Source organism: [Clostridium] ultunense DSM 10521, from assembly GCF_000511955.1.
GTDB lineage: Bacteria > Bacillota > Clostridia > Tissierellales > Tepidimicrobiaceae > Schnuerera > Schnuerera ultunensis.
On sequence record NZ_AZSU01000003.1, the window covers coordinates 304266 to 322479 of the forward strand.

General features: G+C 30.2%; 26 protein-coding genes. All 26 read right to left on the reverse strand.

The genetic code is table 11. The annotated features are described in order from the left end of the window. Positions 1-187 precede the first annotated feature (187 nt). Positions 188-1888 (reverse strand): DNA repair protein RecN, encoded by a 1701-nt coding sequence (recN, locus tag CUL_RS0108650; RefSeq protein WP_025641179.1) that lies wholly within the window; start codon positions 1886-1888, stop codon positions 188-190. A gap of 15 nt (positions 1889-1903) precedes the next feature. After that, positions 1904-2356, reverse strand: coding sequence for an arginine repressor (gene argR, locus CUL_RS0108655; RefSeq protein WP_005586099.1), 453 nt, complete (start codon positions 2354-2356; stop codon positions 1904-1906). Between the two features lie 15 nt (positions 2357-2371). Next, positions 2372-3172 (reverse strand): TlyA family RNA methyltransferase, encoded by an 801-nt coding sequence (locus CUL_RS0108660; protein WP_025641181.1) that lies wholly within the window; start codon positions 3170-3172, stop codon positions 2372-2374. A 16-nt stretch (positions 3173-3188) separates the two neighbouring features. After that, complete coding sequence (locus tag CUL_RS0108665) at positions 3189-3812, reverse strand: hypothetical protein (protein WP_005586098.1); 624 nt, start codon at positions 3810-3812, stop codon at positions 3189-3191. A gap of 678 nt (positions 3813-4490) precedes the next feature. Further along, positions 4491-5360, reverse strand: coding sequence for a polyprenyl synthetase family protein (locus CUL_RS0108670; RefSeq protein WP_005586097.1), 870 nt, complete (start codon positions 5358-5360; stop codon positions 4491-4493). A gap of 4 nt (positions 5361-5364) precedes the next feature. After that, the gene (gene xseB / locus CUL_RS0108675; RefSeq protein WP_005586096.1) at positions 5365-5598 is read right to left on the reverse strand and encodes an exodeoxyribonuclease VII small subunit; all 234 of its coding nucleotides are present in this window, start codon (positions 5596-5598) and stop codon (positions 5365-5367) included. Beyond that, positions 5585-6811, reverse strand: coding sequence for an exodeoxyribonuclease VII large subunit (gene xseA / locus CUL_RS0108680; protein WP_025641185.1), 1227 nt, complete (start codon positions 6809-6811; stop codon positions 5585-5587). The genes xseB and xseA overlap by 14 nt, the downstream gene beginning before the upstream one ends. Before the next feature lie 5 nt (positions 6812-6816). Further along, positions 6817-7779 carry a Kae1-like domain-containing protein gene (locus CUL_RS0108685; RefSeq protein ID WP_025641188.1) on the reverse strand — a complete coding sequence of 321 codons (963 nt, stop codon included), beginning with the start codon at positions 7777-7779 and terminating at the stop codon, positions 6817-6819. Beyond that, on the reverse strand, positions 7772-8182 hold the full coding sequence (gene nusB, locus CUL_RS0108690) for a transcription antitermination factor NusB (protein WP_005586093.1): 411 nt from the start codon (positions 8180-8182) through the stop codon (positions 7772-7774). Before nusB ends, CUL_RS0108685 begins: the two co-directional genes overlap by 8 nt. 45 nt (positions 8183-8227) lie before the next feature. After that, complete coding sequence (locus CUL_RS0108695; protein WP_005586092.1) at positions 8228-8464, reverse strand: DUF2273 domain-containing protein; 237 nt, start codon at positions 8462-8464, stop codon at positions 8228-8230. 19 nt (positions 8465-8483) lie between these two features. Next, a complete protein-coding gene (amaP, locus tag CUL_RS0108700) occupies positions 8484-9032 on the reverse strand; it encodes an alkaline shock response membrane anchor protein AmaP (RefSeq protein ID WP_005586090.1) in 549 nt (182 codons plus the stop codon). 62 nt (positions 9033-9094) lie between these two features. Next, complete coding sequence (locus CUL_RS0108705) at positions 9095-9493, reverse strand: Asp23/Gls24 family envelope stress response protein (protein ID WP_005586088.1); 399 nt, start codon at positions 9491-9493, stop codon at positions 9095-9097. 72 nt (positions 9494-9565) lie between these two features. Continuing rightward, complete coding sequence (locus CUL_RS0108710; RefSeq protein ID WP_005586087.1) at positions 9566-10234, reverse strand: SpoIIIAH-like family protein; 669 nt, start codon at positions 10232-10234, stop codon at positions 9566-9568. A 12-nt stretch (positions 10235-10246) separates the two neighbouring features. Next, complete coding sequence (locus CUL_RS0108715) at positions 10247-10828, reverse strand: SpoIIIAG-related protein (protein ID WP_005586086.1); 582 nt, start codon at positions 10826-10828, stop codon at positions 10247-10249. 1 nt (position 10829) lies between these two features. Further along, positions 10830-11456 carry a stage III sporulation protein AF gene (spoIIIAF, locus tag CUL_RS0108720; RefSeq protein ID WP_081722813.1) on the reverse strand — a complete coding sequence of 209 codons (627 nt, stop codon included), beginning with the start codon at positions 11454-11456 and terminating at the stop codon, positions 10830-10832. Between the two features lie 13 nt (positions 11457-11469). Further along, on the reverse strand, positions 11470-12660 hold the full coding sequence (gene spoIIIAE, locus CUL_RS0108725; protein ID WP_005586084.1) for a stage III sporulation protein AE: 1191 nt from the start codon (positions 12658-12660) through the stop codon (positions 11470-11472). Positions 12661-12671: 11 nt separating this feature from the next. After that, positions 12672-13061, reverse strand: coding sequence for a stage III sporulation protein AD (gene spoIIIAD, locus CUL_RS0108730; protein ID WP_005586083.1), 390 nt, complete (start codon positions 13059-13061; stop codon positions 12672-12674). 15 nt (positions 13062-13076) lie between these two features. Further along, complete coding sequence (spoIIIAC, locus tag CUL_RS0108735) at positions 13077-13274, reverse strand: stage III sporulation protein AC (RefSeq protein ID WP_005586082.1); 198 nt, start codon at positions 13272-13274, stop codon at positions 13077-13079. A gap of 13 nt (positions 13275-13287) precedes the next feature. After that, on the reverse strand, positions 13288-13812 hold the full coding sequence (gene spoIIIAB, locus CUL_RS0108740; RefSeq protein ID WP_005586081.1) for a stage III sporulation protein SpoIIIAB: 525 nt from the start codon (positions 13810-13812) through the stop codon (positions 13288-13290). Positions 13813-13831: 19 nt separating this feature from the next. After that, positions 13832-14806 (reverse strand): stage III sporulation protein AA, encoded by a 975-nt coding sequence (spoIIIAA, locus tag CUL_RS0108745; protein ID WP_005586080.1) that lies wholly within the window; start codon positions 14804-14806, stop codon positions 13832-13834. Between the two features lie 96 nt (positions 14807-14902). Then, on the reverse strand, positions 14903-15244 hold the full coding sequence (locus CUL_RS0108750; RefSeq protein WP_005586078.1) for a CD1247 N-terminal domain-containing protein: 342 nt from the start codon (positions 15242-15244) through the stop codon (positions 14903-14905). 39 nt (positions 15245-15283) lie between these two features. Further along, entirely contained in the window at positions 15284-15841 is a 558-nt protein-coding gene (gene efp, locus CUL_RS0108755; protein ID WP_005586077.1) for an elongation factor P, read from the reverse strand. A 19-nt stretch (positions 15842-15860) separates the two neighbouring features. After that, a complete protein-coding gene (gene aroQ / locus CUL_RS0108760; RefSeq protein ID WP_005586075.1) occupies positions 15861-16301 on the reverse strand; it encodes a type II 3-dehydroquinate dehydratase in 441 nt (146 codons plus the stop codon). A 40-nt stretch (positions 16302-16341) separates the two neighbouring features. Continuing rightward, positions 16342-16902 (reverse strand): shikimate kinase, encoded by a 561-nt coding sequence (locus tag CUL_RS0108765; protein WP_005586074.1) that lies wholly within the window; start codon positions 16900-16902, stop codon positions 16342-16344. Further along, entirely contained in the window at positions 16895-17161 is a 267-nt protein-coding gene (locus tag CUL_RS0108770; RefSeq protein WP_005586073.1) for a late competence development ComFB family protein, read from the reverse strand. Before CUL_RS0108770 ends, CUL_RS0108765 begins: the two co-directional genes overlap by 8 nt. A gap of 22 nt (positions 17162-17183) precedes the next feature. Next, entirely contained in the window at positions 17184-18212 is a 1029-nt protein-coding gene (locus CUL_RS0108775) for a hypothetical protein (protein WP_157752640.1), read from the reverse strand. Positions 18213-18214 lie beyond the last annotated feature (2 nt).

Consider the following 18214-nt stretch of genomic DNA (forward strand, 5'->3'; position numbering starts at 1 on the left):
TTTTAACGTAAATATAATTTAGCCTTTTTTCATCTTATTTATTCTTCTTTATTCTTCAAAATTATTATTTATCATCTAAAGTAAATATCATATTGGTAATAATCAAAAAAATAATAAAAGCTTCCATTAAATAATACCTAATGAAAGCTTTTTCCATATAATGTTTAAATTATAAATTCCTTATTTTCTATTTATTAGAATTTAATTTTTTTGACATTTCAAGCATTTCCTTTGCATGTAGTTTAGTAGTATCTGTTAGATCTACACCACCTAATAACCTTGACAGCTCGTCAATCCTTTCATTATCCTCTAATTTTCTTACAATGGTACTAGTTTTGTCTTTAACCGTATGTTTATCGATTACAAAATGGGTGTCTGCTAGGGCAGCAATTTGTGGCAAATGGGAAATGCAAATTACTTGATGATTGTCTGATATCATTTTTATCTTCTCTCCAACTATTTGTGCAGTTCTTCCACTAATTCCTGTATCTATTTCATCAAAGATTAAACAAGGTATATTATCGTAATCAGCTAATATTCTTTTGAATGCTAGCATAATTCTAGACATTTCACCGCCTGATATTATTTTTGACAAAGGCTTCAAATCTTCACCTTTATTTGTGGAAATTAAGAACTCTATTCGATCCCACCCCCTCTCAGTAAAGTACTCTGTTTTGCTGAAGTACACTTTGAAAACCACATTGTCCATATTTAAATCTTTTAATTCTTTTGTAATCAATGTTTCTACTTTTTTACTTAATTTTTTTCTAAGTCTAGTCAATTTAGTGCAATAATCAGTTAAATCATTTTCCATTGATCTTATTCTAATTTTGGCTTTTTTGATTTCCTCTTCGTTGTTCATTAGGATATCATACCTATTTTCAATTGTATCCCTATACTTTAAAATATCCTCAATGGTATTTCCATACTTTCTTTTTAACCTATTAATAGTATCTATTCTATCTTCTAAGAGCTTCAACCTTTCCTCATCTATATCTAAACTTTCTATATAATCCATGATATTCCTATATAAATCCTGCAATTCGAAGCTTATATATTCTAAAACATTATTGTATTCTTCTAACGTATTGTCATAAATTTTTATATCATTCATATTAGATATACATTTATTAATGTTGTTAATTAAAGATATATTATTATACCCTTCATTGCCTATAATATTCACTATCTCTCCTAAACTATATCCAATCTCTTTAATATTTGATATTTTATTGTATTCTTTTGTAATTTCATCTTCATCATATTTTAGAAGATCTGCACTATGGATTTCATCTATTTGATATTTTAATAAATCTATTTCTCGGTCCCTTTCAATAGTATCTACTGACAACTCTTTTAATCTTTTCTTTTCCCTTAATAATCCTTCATATTTTTTTCTCACATTATCAAGTAAAGATTTTAGTTCAGTACCACCAAATGTATCTATTAATTTCATGTGGTTCTCGACATTTAATAAAGATTGATGTTCATGTTGTCCATGGATATCCACCAGGTTAGAAGTAATATTATTTAGCATAGTTAATGTAACCGTTCTTCCATTAACTCTAGATACATTTCGACCATTAGTATGTATCTCTCTTGAGATTAATAAATAGTTGGATGGGTCAATATCTATACCATAACTTTCTAATATTTTGTTTACTTTTTTTGGATTATCTAAGTAAAAAATTCCCTCTAAAATTGATCTTTCCTTTCCCGTCCTAACTAAATCCCTATTTGCTCTTTGACCTAAAATCATACCAATTCCTTCAACAATTATAGATTTGCCAGCTCCTGTTTCGCCAGTGAGCACATTAAATCCCTTTGTAAAATTAATTTTTAAGTTATCTATAATAGCAAAGTTACTAATATTTAACTCGACTATCATACCTATACCCCCAGATTATTTGAGTAAATTTTGGAGATTTTCCAATAGAGAGTTTATCATATTCATCTTTTCCATAGCAATAAAAATAGTGTCATATCCGGCAATAGTCCCAACTATACCATTAAATTTAAGATTGTCCACAGTGGAAGCACAAATACGGGCTGCACCAGGTAAAGTCTTTATTACTATAATATTTTCAGCTCTTTCAATGCTAAGTACTGAACTTTTGAAAATTCTAATCAACCGTTCACTTGTTCCCTCATATTGATTATCTATAGTAGCATATTTATATTTTTTATTAGTAGTTAAAACTTTTACCAGTCTTAACTCTTTTATATCTCTAGATATTGTAGCTTGGGTTATTTGGATACCTTTTTTCAATAAATGATCTGCTAGTTCTTCTTGAGTTTCTATTTCATGATTTTCGATTAGATCCAAAATTATACTCTGTCTAGTATATTTTCTCATCTTTTCCTCCCTTTTTTAGTATAAGCTTCGGTGAGCATCTTCTATAGTTTCTAATACTTTTTCTTCATTTATTATTTTATTTCCACCCTTATTTATATAAGATAAAAACTCAATATTCCCAGTACCACCTGTAATAGGTGAAAATCCTAAGTCTACCATATTTAAATCGATGGTATTACAAAAGTCAACCATATTCTCTATTACTTCTTTATGTATCATTTTATCCTTAACTAAACCCTTTTTACCTACATTATTCCTTCCAGCTTCAAATTGAGGCTTTATTAATGCCATAATATATCCCTCGGAATTTAGCAATTCCTTTGCTACAGGAAGAACCAGTTTTAAAGAGATAAAAGACACATCTATGGATATGAAATCAACTAATTCTCCAATATCTTCTTTTGTTACATACCTAATATTAGTCCGCTCTTTAACTATAACTCTAGGATCATTTCTAAGATTCCAGTCTAATTGTCCATAGCCTACATCTATGGCAAATACTTTCTTTGCTCCATTTTTGAGCATACAATCAGTAAAGCCTCCAGTAGAAGCTCCAATATCTATTACGACTTTTCCTTCTAAGTCTATATTAAAAATATCTATTGCTTTTTCAAGTTTTAACCCTCCCCTACTGACATAATGGATAGGATCATCTTTAATTATTATATCGTTATCTATATTGATCTTTTCCCCTGGTTTATCGATTCTTCTACTCCCAACAAAAACTACTCCTTCCATAATAATTCTTCTAGCCTTTTCTCTAGAATCTACCAATCCCTTTTCAAACAATAACACATCAGCTCTTTTTTTTTTCATATAATCCTCCTATTTATCAGTCCAATCTATTATTCTGTCTATTATTTTTATTATTCTTCTTCTTTTCAGGCAATAGATCTATTCCCAACTTATTATTTATAAAATTAAAAACCACGGCAGTCTTAAGAATAATCTTTTCAGAATATAGTATGGCAATAGATTTGCCGAAGGCTTTACCTCCAACAGTTAATGATGCTACTAAGGAAGTAACTATTATACTTAATAAAATTCCATTTTTTATATCATATATATCCATTAATTTGTAAATAATAGTAGTTCCAACGGCTCCACTAACAATTCCGCTAATATCTCCAATTACATCGTTACAAAAATTAGATACTTGTCCTGCGTTTCTAACTAATTTTATGGCATATCTAGCTTCTTCTACTTTATTAGCTGCCATAGCGTGGAAAGGTTTTTCTTCAGCAGTTGTAACAGCAATGCCTATTATATCAAAAAATATTCCTATTAATATTATGATGATTAATATAATGAATGCTAAAAAAATATCTAAGTTCTTTACTAATCCTTCTGTAACTATACTAAAAATCATAGCCATAATAAAGGTCCAAAGGGTTACCATAACTATCCATTTTAAATTATATTTATCTGAAAAATTTATATCATCTTTCTTGCCCATTCTATATTGGTTCCTCCATTAAAAATTATTATGTAAAAAGCTGATAGCATCATGCTATCAGCTTTTTAAAGTGGTAGTATATTGAGTAAATCTTACGGCTTAAGGTCCAGTAGGATTTCCCTGAAAGAAACTGTATGTCGCCATAACAGCGGTTTCCCTTTAATTCTATCACTACTACGTCGCCATGAGCAGAACTGGATTACCACTTAGTCCGCACTGTAATCCCCAATATACCTCTTCCATTAGAACAGTCTAGGAGTTTTCCTCTGCAACCAGTCTAATCCTTAGCCTCTTTTGCAATATTGGTTTCGATAACAAAACCTTCCTTGCTTGGGCCCTAGGCAAGAAAAGTCGAACTTATCATCCGCCAACATCACTCAAGGCAGGCTACTCTGTATGTTTGTATCATATTTATACATACAGGTTTATCTTACCAAAAGGTAAGTCTCCACGAAAGCAGGGTCAACGCCTGCATGCCATTGCAGATCGCCCCATCTTTCTTACTCCCAGCATCAACCCTCGACTGGGCGTCGCGAGCCGAAACAAGGAACTTCATCGATATGCCCTTCGACGGATTTTTAGCCCCGCCCTCGAGATTAGCTGTGTTGACTAGAATACTGTACCACTCTATTAAGTCTAATTAATTATAGCATAATATCTATAATTATTCAATGATTTTTAATAGTCCCTATGCATTAAATGATATGTTAATTTTTTAAAAAATTCTACATCCTTGTTTTCATAATAGTCCAATACATCTATAGCTTTTTTACTTAACTCATCAACTTTATCCTTTGCCACGTCTATATTATTAAAACTTAGATAGGTAACCTTATTAATTGATTTATCCTCATTCACATCTAAAATATCATCTCTTATTTGGTATGCTAATCCAAGATATAACCCAAATCGTCTCATTCTTTCTATATCTTCTTTACAGCCTCCTCCCAATATAGCACCAGCAACTAAAGATGCTTGTATAAGAGCTGCAGTTTTAGATTTATACATAAATAGTAGTTTATCTTCATCCATAGCAATTTCATTAGATAGTAAATCCACCACCTGACCACCGATCATACCATAAATTCCTGAATATTTACCTATTTCATCAATTGCCCAGATATTTCTTTTATAATCTTCAATAGTTTTTGAGTTTTTTAAAGTAAAATCTACCATGATTTCAAAGGCTAAGTTTAACAACCCATCTCCAGATAAGACAGCAATAGCTTCTCCATAAACTTTATGGTTTGTCAATCTCCCCCTTCTAAAATCATCGTCATCCATGGAAGGTAAATCATCATGAATTAAAGAATAGGTATGTATCATTTCTATTGCCATTGCAAATGGAATTGACCTTTTATGCTCTCCTCCAAGCATTTCGCAACTCTTTAGCAATAGAATAGGTCTTAATCTTTTTCCTCCTGTAAATAGGCTATAATTGATGGATTCAAATATTTTTTTCTGATATCCAATTTTATTTTTTAGCAAATTAGATAAATTTTTATCTATTATATCCTTAGTATACTCCAACTCTTCATTTATCAACATTCAATTATACCCCCATATAAAAATCTTCTTCCTCCAAATTGCCCTCTTCATCTTTAAGCAATATTTTTACTTCTCCTTCCACATCTTTTAATATTTCATTACAATAATTATAGAGGTTTACTCCCCTTTTAAATTTTTCTAAGGAATCCATTAAGGATAAATCCTTTTCTTCTAAATCTTCAATTATTTGTTCTAACTCCTTAATTGCCTCTTCATAAGTCAGTTTATTTGTTTTCATAATAGAACTCTCCTTTGCTAATTTTAACCACTTTTACTTCAATAATACCATCTTTGATCAACAGTTTTAATTTTTCATCTTCAGATACATGGTCTACAGTATTGACTATATTATTTTTTTCATCTAAAATAATTCCGTATCCCCTATCTAAAGAGGAGATGGGATTTAAATAGTTTAGGCTATTTAACATACTGGATAATTTATTTTTATTGCCATCTAATTTTCTCTCTATGATGAGAGAAAGTTTTCTAAACAGGTTATCTTGTTCCTGTGCCCTTTCTTTTAATTGATAAATAGGATTGTAAAATTCTAAACTTCTTTTCATATAGTTTAACTTTATTATATTTTCATTGATAATATAGTTAAAAGAATTATTCAATCGGGCGAAGGTTTGATTTAAATTTTCAATTAACTTTTTTTGCTCTGGTGTAACTATCTCTGCAGCAGCAGATGGAGTAGCTGCCCTAAGGTCTGCAACAAAATCTGCTATAGTAAAATCCGTTTCATGCCCTACTGCTGATACAATAGGTGTCCTCATATTAAATATCGTCCTAGCAATAGATTCATCATTGAAAGCAAATAGTTCTTCTATAGAACCTCCTCCTCTACCTGTAATAATTACATCTACATCCCCTCTATTGTCAAGATATTTTAATCCTTCACATATCTCCTTCGGAGCTTGTACACCTTGAACTAATACAGGGTAGATAATTATATCAACAATTGGAAATCTTCTTTTTATTACTGTAATAATATCTTTTATTGCTGCACCGGTCGAAGAGGTAACTACACCTATTTTATTAGGTAAAAATGGCAACTGTTTCTTATTTTCTTCATCGAATAATCCTTCTTTTTCTAATCTTCGTTTTAATTCTTCAAAAGCTGCAAATAGATGCCCAATACCACTTTCCTCGATACTTTTTACATAAAGTTGATAATCTCCTTCTTTTTCATATACGGAAATATATCCTTTAGCGATTACCTTAACACCATCTTTCAAATTAAAATTTACCAACCGGTTATCATTCCTGAACATTACACATCTCAATTTTCCTTTTTCATCTTTTAAGGAAAAATACATATGCCCACTATAATGATGTTTAAAATTTGAAATTTCTCCCTCAACTTTAACATTAGAAAGAAGCCAATCACCAGCAAATATCCTTTTAATATATTGATTGACTTCACTTACCTTTAAAGGTTTAGATTCCATATTAATCACCTACTAGAAAATTTTTCTTTTGCCAAATATGCTACACCAACTCCATTATCTGTAGAAAGTGGAATTTTGGCAAAATAAGGCCTAATGTTATTATCACTAAGCTTATTATATAAGGAACCTCTTATATGCTCATTTGCAGAAACACCACCAGTAATTAAAATATCATCTAATTTATATTCAATATGCCTATTAATAATTATATTATATAATAATATCGATATAGTATTAAACAATGTGGCGAATATATCTTCTATTGCATAAGAAGAGTCCTTTATTAAATTTTTAAAATAGTTCTCTAAACCAGAGATATTAAACCAAGTTTTGTCCTTTAAACTAATAGGTATATTTAAATTTAATACATTTCCCCTTTGAGAAATTTTATCCATTTCCATACCACAGGGAAAAGGCAAGCCTAATTCTACCCCAATTCTATCGATTAGCTGCCCTAAGCTTAAATCTAAAGTTCCACCTATAATGTCTATAGACATTTGGTTTTTCTTATTACTGACTAATAATAATTCTGTAGTCCCACCAGAAATATGAAGGCTTAAAAATTTATCACAATCTTTAAGCTGACTCCCCATAATCCCAGCGCCAATATGTCCTTCCTGATGACTATATTCACTATATTTAGTCCCCAATATTTTAGATAAAATAAAAGCCTGTCCTTTTCCAACTACAAAAACAGGCATATATGAATCCTCGACACTCCTAGGTTTGTTACTACAAGCAATAGTATCCACTTTAGTAATATCTATCTCCATCATCATCTTTTCAATCAGCAAAGGTAAATTATTTATATGCTGAAAAACCGCTTCCTGTTGTCTTAGACCTTTCTGTCCTTTCTTTACCTCTAAAACTTTTCTCAAGTCTAAGACAATATTATCTTCATTATCAATTATAGCTAAGGAAGTAGTATATGCAGATGTATCTATTCCAATAAAGTATCTGTTACTCATTATTATCCCTTCTTCTAACAAATCCACCTAATACTCCATTGATAAACTTCGAAGATTCATCAGTGCTATATGTTTTTGCAACCTCTATAGCTTCATTAATGGAAACTTCCACTGGTATATCCTCTCTATAAACTATTTCATATATAGCTATTCTTAGGATACATAAATCTACCCTTGCTAATCTATGTAATTCCCATCCTTCTATATTATCCTTAATATGATCATCTATTTCATCTAAATTCTTGATTATTGTATGTATCGCATCTTCAATATATTCCTTTTCACTTAAATTAAATTTATTATTATTAAAAAACATATCTATAATGTTGTTAGAATAATCTGAATTTATTTCCATTTGATATAACAGCTTCATTGTAGATTCCCTTGCATATCTTCTACCCATTTCTACCCTCCTTAATATAATCTAATTTTACATCTAAATTTCATATTACATTCTCTTTGTTGGGGTAAAGAGCCTTATCAAAAACCCTTTAATATCTTCCCAGCTATAGGATTTGCTTCCAATGAAAAATCCTAACCAGGTACATAGAACTATGAATATAGTTTTAAAAAAACCAATCGTTAGTATTAGTATACCAATTAAAAAGCCTAGAAAAGCCCCTAAGGTTTTATTCTTATTAGCCTTAATATATTCCATCATCTCAACGAATAATTCTTTTATCAATTTGTAAACACCTCATTTATCATTTTACATTTCTAATAGGTGTAGTAATATTGCTAATAATGACTTTGACTTCATTAACATTGACTCCGGTACAGTTTTCGATATGTTCTTTTACTTTATTTTGAAGGCCCTTAGTAGTTTCCGGTATATCTATTTCAGGATAAACTTCCCCTTTTAAATTTACAAATATTTGCCCTTCTACTATATCTACCTTTGTAGTAATATTTTTTATACCGGTAAATTTATTAGATACAGTTTCCACTAGGCCTACTATGGTTTCAGATGAAATATTTATTTCTCCATAATCTGTTCTCTGCACTAAATAGGTGGTCCTTGGTTTATCAGCACCGACCTTTACCCCTAATATCAATGTTCTTAAACTTAATAGTAGTACAGCAAGTCCTATTCCAGTACATATATAATTACCTTTAACCCCTTCTAGTAAATAATTAATATTATCTGTAGATAAAAATCTTATCTGTTCGAAAGGGAATAGTATCATAATTATTGAAAAGGCAATTAAACAAAGGGACAAAAGAGTTAATATTATTCTATCAATTATGCTCATAATTGATTCATCCTCCTAAAATATATTTAAAATTACCCTCTGGTTTCCAGAGGGTAAATATACTATTTTACTCTTGGTTCATTCTCAACTTTAGGCTCTTCTTTAGGTATGTTAACGCCTTGCACATTAACATTGACTTCTACTACATTTAAGCCGGTCATGGTTTCAACTGTATCCTTAACATTCTGTTGCACCTTAGCTGCAACTTCAGATATTTTAGAACCATAATCTACAATTAAGAATAAATCTATTGCAGCTTCCTTCTCGCCAACCTCAACCTTTACACCCTTAGATAGGTTTTTCATACCCAACATTTCAGTAATATCGCCGGTGATGCCACCACTCATACCTGTAACGCCATCTACTTCAGTAGCAGCTAAACCTGCTATAATAGCCACAACTTCATTAGCAATTTTTACTGTACCATATTTGATCTTTTCATCACTTGAAAACTCCGTCACTTTAGACACCTCCCATTATCTGAAAGTCCTTAGAGTTATTATATCAGAGGGTTAAGTTTTTTACAATCAATTCTAATTCTTTTTCATTATTTTTATATTTGATGTATCCAGATTGGTTTCACTCATAACAACGTCTAATATTTTGACTACATCCTGTTCGGTAAGCTCATCTATCGATACAACAACTTTTGCACTTTCATCTGTAAGAAATATTAATGCATCTTCAAATCCTTTTGCTTTTATCAGTCCTTCAATCACTAATTCCTTTTCAGAATTTTCTCCTATTCTCACAATCTTTTTCTGAGCTTCCGTTCTCATTTCATCATTAGTATTGTCATTGTTAACAATTTCATTCAACCTATCAATTAATCCTGCTCTTAGTTTGTCCCTAGATAGCCTTTGTTCAATAAAGTAGTTTTTAGATCTTAAACTATCTTCTCGATTAATTGTTTCTTTAATGGATTCCTCAGTGGTTTTAGCCATATCATCTATATCTTCAAAAGCCTTAGTATCCAATATTTCCATTTCATCTTTTTCATCTTCATCGCCCTCAGATATTGTTGGAACTAAATCCTTTTCTTCTAAATGGCTCCCTTTTGCCAATTCTATTTCCTCATGTTTTTGATAGTCATTTGAAACCTTTGACAAAGCTTGTTTGGTTAAATTATGATTTAAATAACCAGTAAACACCAGTAAAACTATTAACACCAATATTATAGCTGGCCTTTTCATGGAAAACATTATTAATCCCCCCTATTTACTAGTATAAACCTCTACCCTATTGCCAGGTAGGCCTAATACAGTTTTAACAGCTTGATACAATCGTTCCTTAACTTCTAAATCCTCTGCCCCCTCAGCTATTACTATTACCCCTTTTACCGTAGGTTTTATTTCTTTCAACACTATTGGAGAGCCTTCACTGCCTGTGACTACTTGGATAGTCATATCTTCCCTAATAATTTCTCTAGTTCCTCCTTGAGAATCTAATTCATTAGTTGTTTCATTGTTTTTAGTAGTGTTAAAAGCTGGAATCCTTTCCACAGTATCTTCTAGAGTTATCATTACTTTTACTGAACCTACCCCTTTTAATTGACCTAATACATGTTCTAGTTTGTTCTCTAAAATTGCTCCATAATCCATTTCAATGTTGGAGGTATAATTAATTTCATTTTCTAACTTCAAGTTGGAATTAATTCCCTTCTTCTCTTGAAAAAAAATATCTGCTATTATAATAAGTATGACTCCAATAATTAGTATTATGAATAAATTCTTAATTAAATCCTTATTGTTTATTTGGGCTAAGTATTTTTTAATCCTATCTATTATCTTATCCACCTTATTCACCTTCTCCCAGGGTATTTAAAAATACTCTTATATTTTCCTTTGAAATATTATAATTTTTGTAGATAATATCTACTATTCTTTCACTATTTTCAAATTCCTGTAATTTAACAGTTTTTTCTTTACTAGAGCCTACATTTACTTCTTCAATTTGGACTACTGTTACATAATCATCCATTCTTTCATCTTTTCCTCTATTTTCTTTTAATATTATCTCTACATCCCTAATTTCTCCATAATTTATTCCATCCTCATGAATAGAAATATTTATTCCATCTACTATATATTCTGTAGTTTCAAGAATTAATCCCTCAATTTCATCCTTAATTTTACTTACATAAATCTCCTTTACCTGTCCCTCTTGCAGTGAGGCCAATTCTGCATTTTCTTTATATTCGTATTCTATTTGATCTACTGTATTAAAAAATACCTCCCTATCCACTTGGAAATCTTTTTGAATTAGTTTTATAAAAGGTGTAATCAATACAATTATTATTAATAGCCCTATTACCATATCTATATATCTTTTCATATTGCTGCTAGGAAGAACTATTTCTATGATAGAAATCAAAACAAAGATTATGGCTATATCTTTTACCCATGCTTTTAAAAAATTAACTATCCCATATAATCACCTACCTAAACATAATAGTAGCATTTCCAGCCTCAACTATTACTGTAATAGTTATGAAAAACATAGTTGCAACAGAGAGTATTCCTATTAATAACAATAGGAGAGACTTAGACACCTCACTAAAACTGCTGGAAATATTAATAGACGCAATAGGCTCTACAAGAGCTGCTATGACCTTATAAATAAATATAAGGACCGTTATTTTTATGGCAGGAGCTATACAGATGAAAAACAAAACTACTAATCCTATCATCCCTATTCCATTTTTTAATATTGCAGAACAACCTATTACTGCTTCTACAGCATCAGATAAGAATTTTCCAATTATTGGTATGAAATTATCTACGGCAAATTTTGCAGTTCTAATAGTGACTCCATCAATATTGGCACCTATTCCATACATTGTAATTATTCCAATAAAAACGGTAAAAGAAGCGCTAATTAACACAATAATTATTTGGCGCATTAATTCGGATAATTTTGAAAACTGAACTTTTTCGGAGATATTGCTTATAACTCCAATTATAAAGGTAAAAAAAATCAATGGAAATACCAAATTTTTAATCAAAGAGCCTATTATATTAACTACTCCGATAACCATAGGATGAAAAATAAATCTAGTATTAGCTCCACCTATTGCCGTTAATAAAGTCAATAAAATAGGTAGTATTATTTGCATAAAATTTACCATTTGAGCTACAGTTTTTTTCCCCAGGTCTAAAGCCAACATAAAACTATTAATCATAAGCATAGCTAAAATTATATAACAAGCATAATGGGCTAATTGAGCAACTGTATCTTTCTCAAATGTACTTTGTAAATTGGTTAGAATTGAGCAAGCCACCGTTATAATTAGTATTTGAGAAATCAAGTTCAAATTATTTAGTATCTCATTGAAGAATATCTTAATTACCCCTTCTTTAATTTGATTTACATCTAATTTGTTTTGACCTTTAATTGTGGATATAATATTTTCTTTTATATTTATTTTAGGATAAAAGCCTTCATTTCCTCTTAATATATCTTCTAATATTAGTTCTAGTTCTCTTATGTTAAGGCTATCTAGCTGTTCCTGTAAAAACTGATCCGTAATACTAATGCTATTTTCATCTTTTTTTTCAGCAAAAGAATAGGATGAAAATAGTAGTATTAAAATAATTATTTTAAAAACTATCCTTTTCCTTTTCTCCATTTTTTTCACCTTTAGGGAAGTATTTTTATTATCAATTCCATCAATGCTAATAAAATCGGTATAGCAAGTACCATCATCACAATCTTTCCACCCAATTCAATTTTAGAGGCAATTGCTTCTTCTCCTGCATCTCTGGATATTTGAGCACCAAATTCGACTATATAAGCAATTCCAATAATTTTTAATATGGTAGAAAAATATGTAAATTCGATACTTGTTTTTTTAGCTAATTGATTTAAGGTTTCAACCACATATACCAATTTGTCCATAATCATAAAGAATATAAGGATACCTGTAACTAAACTAATAAAAATGGCAAATTCTGAACCAATACTCCTTCTTACTATTACTGCCAATATAGTTGATATTATTCCTATACCAACAATCTGCATAATTTCCATAAAATCACTTCCCGTTTAATAAAGTTGAAATAGGGTTTTTATACTATCAAATAATTTCGATATAAGCCCTATAACCATGCTAAAAACAATAACAACCCCTACCAAGGTGGTTATATAAGCAAATTCTTCCTTCCCAGCCTTGTCTAAAACGGCATGAAGAACACCTAATAATATACCTATACTTGCTATTTTAAATATCAAATCGATATTCATATTCTTCTCTCCTCTATAACAGTATTATCACAATAGCAATTCCCGTAAGTATTCCTAAATTTTTATACATCTTTTCATTTTTATCCCTTTCTAATTTAGCTTCTTTCTGAAGAATAGCAATTTGGTTTAGAATTAATTTAAAATTTTTCTCTTGATCTTGCCTATCAGAAGAACCTAAGACTCTCCCTAAGGATAAAAATATTTCTATATCACCTTCTTTGAGATTTAACCTATCTCTCAACACAGTAGCTACGCTAGTAAAACTGTTAAAAACATCCCCTTTTTTATTATTTAGCAAATATATTTTAATTTCTTCGAATATAAAAGATACTTTTTTATTGCCTTTATTATAAACATTGGTTAAAGCTTCTGGTAATGGAACGGCTCCATAGACTATTTCTGTTTCGAGGATTTTAAAACATTGCTCTAGGAAAATTAAATTATCAAATCTATTAGCAAATCTACTTCCATAATGAAAACCCATTGAGGTAGTTGAAAGAATAATTAATAAGCCGCCGAGAAATTTAAACAATCCCATAAAATCCCTTCTTTCTCATTTAAATTATGGAGGTAAAAGAATCCCCTTCAATAATATCTTTTACGGTGCCAACTCCCTTAGAATTATCTAAAAATATATACCTTTTAAATATCTTATCTTCAATTAGCATTCTTAGACTTTTCTTTGAAACTAGATCCTCTAAAGTACTGCCATGTATGGTGGCAATTATCTTCACTCCTGCTTTAAGAGCCTCATGGATAGCATCTACATCATTAATACTTCCTATTTCATCCATGGCTACAATATCTGGTGACATAGCTCTTATTAACATAATCGTTCCATCTTTTTTATTACAACCATCTAACACGTCAGTCCTTAAACCAATATCGAATTGAGGCATCCCATTATACATACCTGCTAACTCAGATCTTTCATCTATAACTCCCACTTTCATACCTTTCCCTCCTAAATCTTTGCTTCCATTGCTTAAAATTCTAATTAAATCTCTCAATATGGTAGTTTTTCCACACTGTGGTGGAGAGACGATTAATGTGTCGTAAATAGTATGGGAAAAATCTATAATATATTTAATCAATTTCTCAGAAACCCCTATTTTTTCTCTTGCAATACGCATATTTAAAGAAGAAATATCCCTAATCGTTTCTATCCCATTTGGTCCATATAATACCTTACCTCCTATACCAACTCTGTGGCCTCCCCTCAAGGTAATAAATCCATTCTTTATCTCCTCTTCAAAAGCATAAACTGAATAATTGCTAACAAGTTGGAAGGTCTCTATTATTTCTCTTTTATCTACCAATCTACCATCTTTTTTATTTCTAGTTAATAAGCCATCCTTTGTGACAAAAAAATCAGAGTTATTTGAATATATATTAAGAGGTGATCCATATCTAAGCCTTATTTCCTCTACATTTTTTTTATACTTATTTGGAATCTTTTTTAGAGTATGGCTTAATTCTAAACTAATATATTCTAGAATATTTTCATATATTCCAATTTCCTTCTCTTCCATAACATGTCCCTCCTTTATATATAAATATGAACAAGCTAAAAATAATATGCAAAAAAAAGACTTAAAACCATAATGGTTTTAAGTCTTTTAAATAATCTATTCTTCATCTGGCTCTTCCTCTAAATCGTCAGAATCAAAATCTACATAGTCAAAATTCTCATCAAAATAATCATCATCAAAATCTTCATAAGGATAATAATCTTCTTCGTCGTCCAGTTCGTATAATTCATCTTCAATATCGGTTAAATCCTCATCAATATATTCTACATACTGCTCTAAATCCTTATAGTCTTCAATTAATTCATCTATTACGTCTGCAAAATCCTCTAAGGCATCTATTATATGTAATAATAATTTGCCTTCCTTTGATTCTTCTTCAATTCCAAGACCTTCTGCTAATCCTTTTAAATATGATACTTTTTGATAAAGATATTCCATGTAAATCCCTCCTATTAATTTATATATTTTTATTATTCCCTAGACCCTTGATAAATACTCGCCTGTTCTAGTGTCTATTTTTATTTTATCACCCACATTTATGAATAGAGGAACATTTACTATGGCACCTGTCTCAAGGGTTGCAGGCTTAGTAGCTCCTGCGGCTGTATCACCTTTAACTCCTGGTTCTGTATGGGATACAACTAATTCAACAAAATTAGGTGCTACTACTTCGAAAGGCTTCCCTTCGTAGAATCGAATGATAGCATTATCATTCTCCTTTATATAAACTATTGCATCCTCAACCTGTTCTTTTTCCAAAGGCAATTGTTCATAGGTTTCATTATCCATAAAATAATAAAGGTTTCCATCATTATATAGATATTGCATTTCCTTAGTCTCAATTCTAGCTCTAGGGTATCTATCATTAGGATTAAAAGTCAAGTCTTTTATTGTACCAGTCATAACACTTTTTATTTTTGCTCGAACAAAAGCAGCTCCTTTTCCTGGTTTAACATGCTGAAAATCCACAATTTGATAAACATCTCCATCCATTTCAAAGGTAATTCCTTTTCTAAAATCTCCTGCTGAAATCATATTAAAACCTCCTTAAACATTAAACATTTTCATTAATACTATTAAAAGCTTCCAAGGCTAGCAAATAGCTATATAAGCCAAAGCCAGATATTTGACCTCTACATACGGGAGCAATTACAGATTGTTTTCTAAAATCCTCTCTTTTAGATATGTTAGATAGATGAACCTCAATTACAGGGATATTCAAAACTTCAATAGCATCTCTAATAGAAATACTATAATGGGTATAGCCCCCTGGATTAATTATAACTCCTTTATAATCACTATCTAATGCCCCATGAAGTTTATCAATAATCTCTCCTTCAGAATTAGATTGGAATAATTCAACTTCCATATTAAGTTCTTTTGATTTCAATTTAATCATTTGATTTACCTCTTCTAAGGTAAGGTTTCCGTATATTGATCTATCCCTTTTACCCAACAGATTCATATTTGGTCCATGAATAATTAATATTTTCATTAACATCTTCCTCTATTATGCTATTTTATTATATCAATCATCAAAAACAACTACAAGGGTTAAGCTGTTGAAATATGTGAATAATTTCATCACCTACTTTACCTACAGTCTTATCATCTACATTAATTATATGGTCAGCACTTAAAACATATAGTTTTTCCCTATCATTATATATTTCCTCAATTCTCTGACTAAGACATAAACTATCTTTAAGTAGAGGTCGTTTTTCTTTATAGGATAGAGAAGTTTCTAAATTTGAAACTATAGTTTCTATGCTGGCTTTTAATAAAAAAATTATTCCATTTTCTTTTAATATTTGGATATTCTGATTGTATAAAACTACTCCTCCTCCTGTAGAAATAACTACTCCTCTCTTTGAAGACAAGCTTTTGATAACATCTCTTTCAAGAGATCTGAAGTATTCTTCTCCGTAAATATTAAATATATAATCGATTGTTTTTCGACTGCTAGTTATTATCATCTCATCAGTATCTAAAAATTCCATACTTAGTTTATTAGCTATATATTCTCCAACAACGGTTTTTCCAACACCACTCATTCCAATTAAAACTATATTTTTAAAATTTCCATACCTACTCATGGCGGGGCTCAGCTCCTACTATATTCACCGCTTTCACAATCTCTTTTATTAAATCTGCATCAAATTGATAATCCAAAGTATCTACTTTCCCATACAATTCCCCTTTGTCAGTGACAACATATTTAGGTTTTAAATTGTTTAAGACAATGGCTGCAATATCCAATTTGCATTTATCACAGGTACATATATCTTTTTTATCTTTTAACAATCTATTTATTGCATATATAACTTCATCCTCCATTAAATTTCTTAACTCCATAATTCTTCCCCCTTAATAAAAATTAGTAACTTTTAATAACTTGTACCTTAGGATCTATAAACTTAGGTAAATATACCCCATATTTTCTTATTTCATCTAAATTATAATTAATTTGAATATTCCCACTATCTAGGAGATTTCCATTATAACGATTTAATAAAAGGACCCCTTCTATTTTTACCTCACTGGAGGGTTCCATTAACAGTTGACCATTATTTAGGACTAGAATGCCATAAAACTCAAAATCACTATATATTTTTAAATCCCCTTCTATATAGAAAATACCTTTTAGGATTAATTTATCTGAATCTTTTTCAGATTCAATAGATAAAGTGGGATTAACATAATTGTTCCTAGCTAATAAAAAAATTTCATTATCCACGAGCATTTCCCTTTTTATAGGATCTTCTATATCGTTTCTAAAAAATTCAATATCAATTCTATTATCCAACCTCCTAATAAATTTTATATTATCATAGTCCATTGCCTCTATTCCTATTAGACCATTAGACTGTTTGGGAATTTCAATCTCTTCTTGTAAATATAACATATAGTTTTCAAACTCCCTAATCTTATCTTGTAGAATATATTCTATAGATACAATTGGTATCCCCATTTCAAAAAAATCATTAATCATTGTTGTCTTGGCTAAGACATTTTTACTAATACCAGAATATGTACTGTAGGTTTCCAGCTCTAAAATTCTCCTATTATTCTCTTCTGCAAAGCCCACCTTAATTATGTCATTGTTATCCCCTTCAAATAAATCCTTATTATCTAAGATAATCCTTCTATCATAAAATTTACCTAACCTTCCATACTTTAAGTATGTCTCTATCCTAGGTACTAACTGTCCATAATAATATTCTTCTTTTCCTAATACCATATGTATTTTACTTTCTGCAAGATAATAAGCTTGAATATTATTTTGGCTAGAAATTACAATTAAATATTCCATATTTGAGGTATATATTAAAAATAAGGCAGAAATCAATATTATAGCCATAGTGAGTAAAGCAACAATAGTAATAAACCCCTTATCATTAATCATAA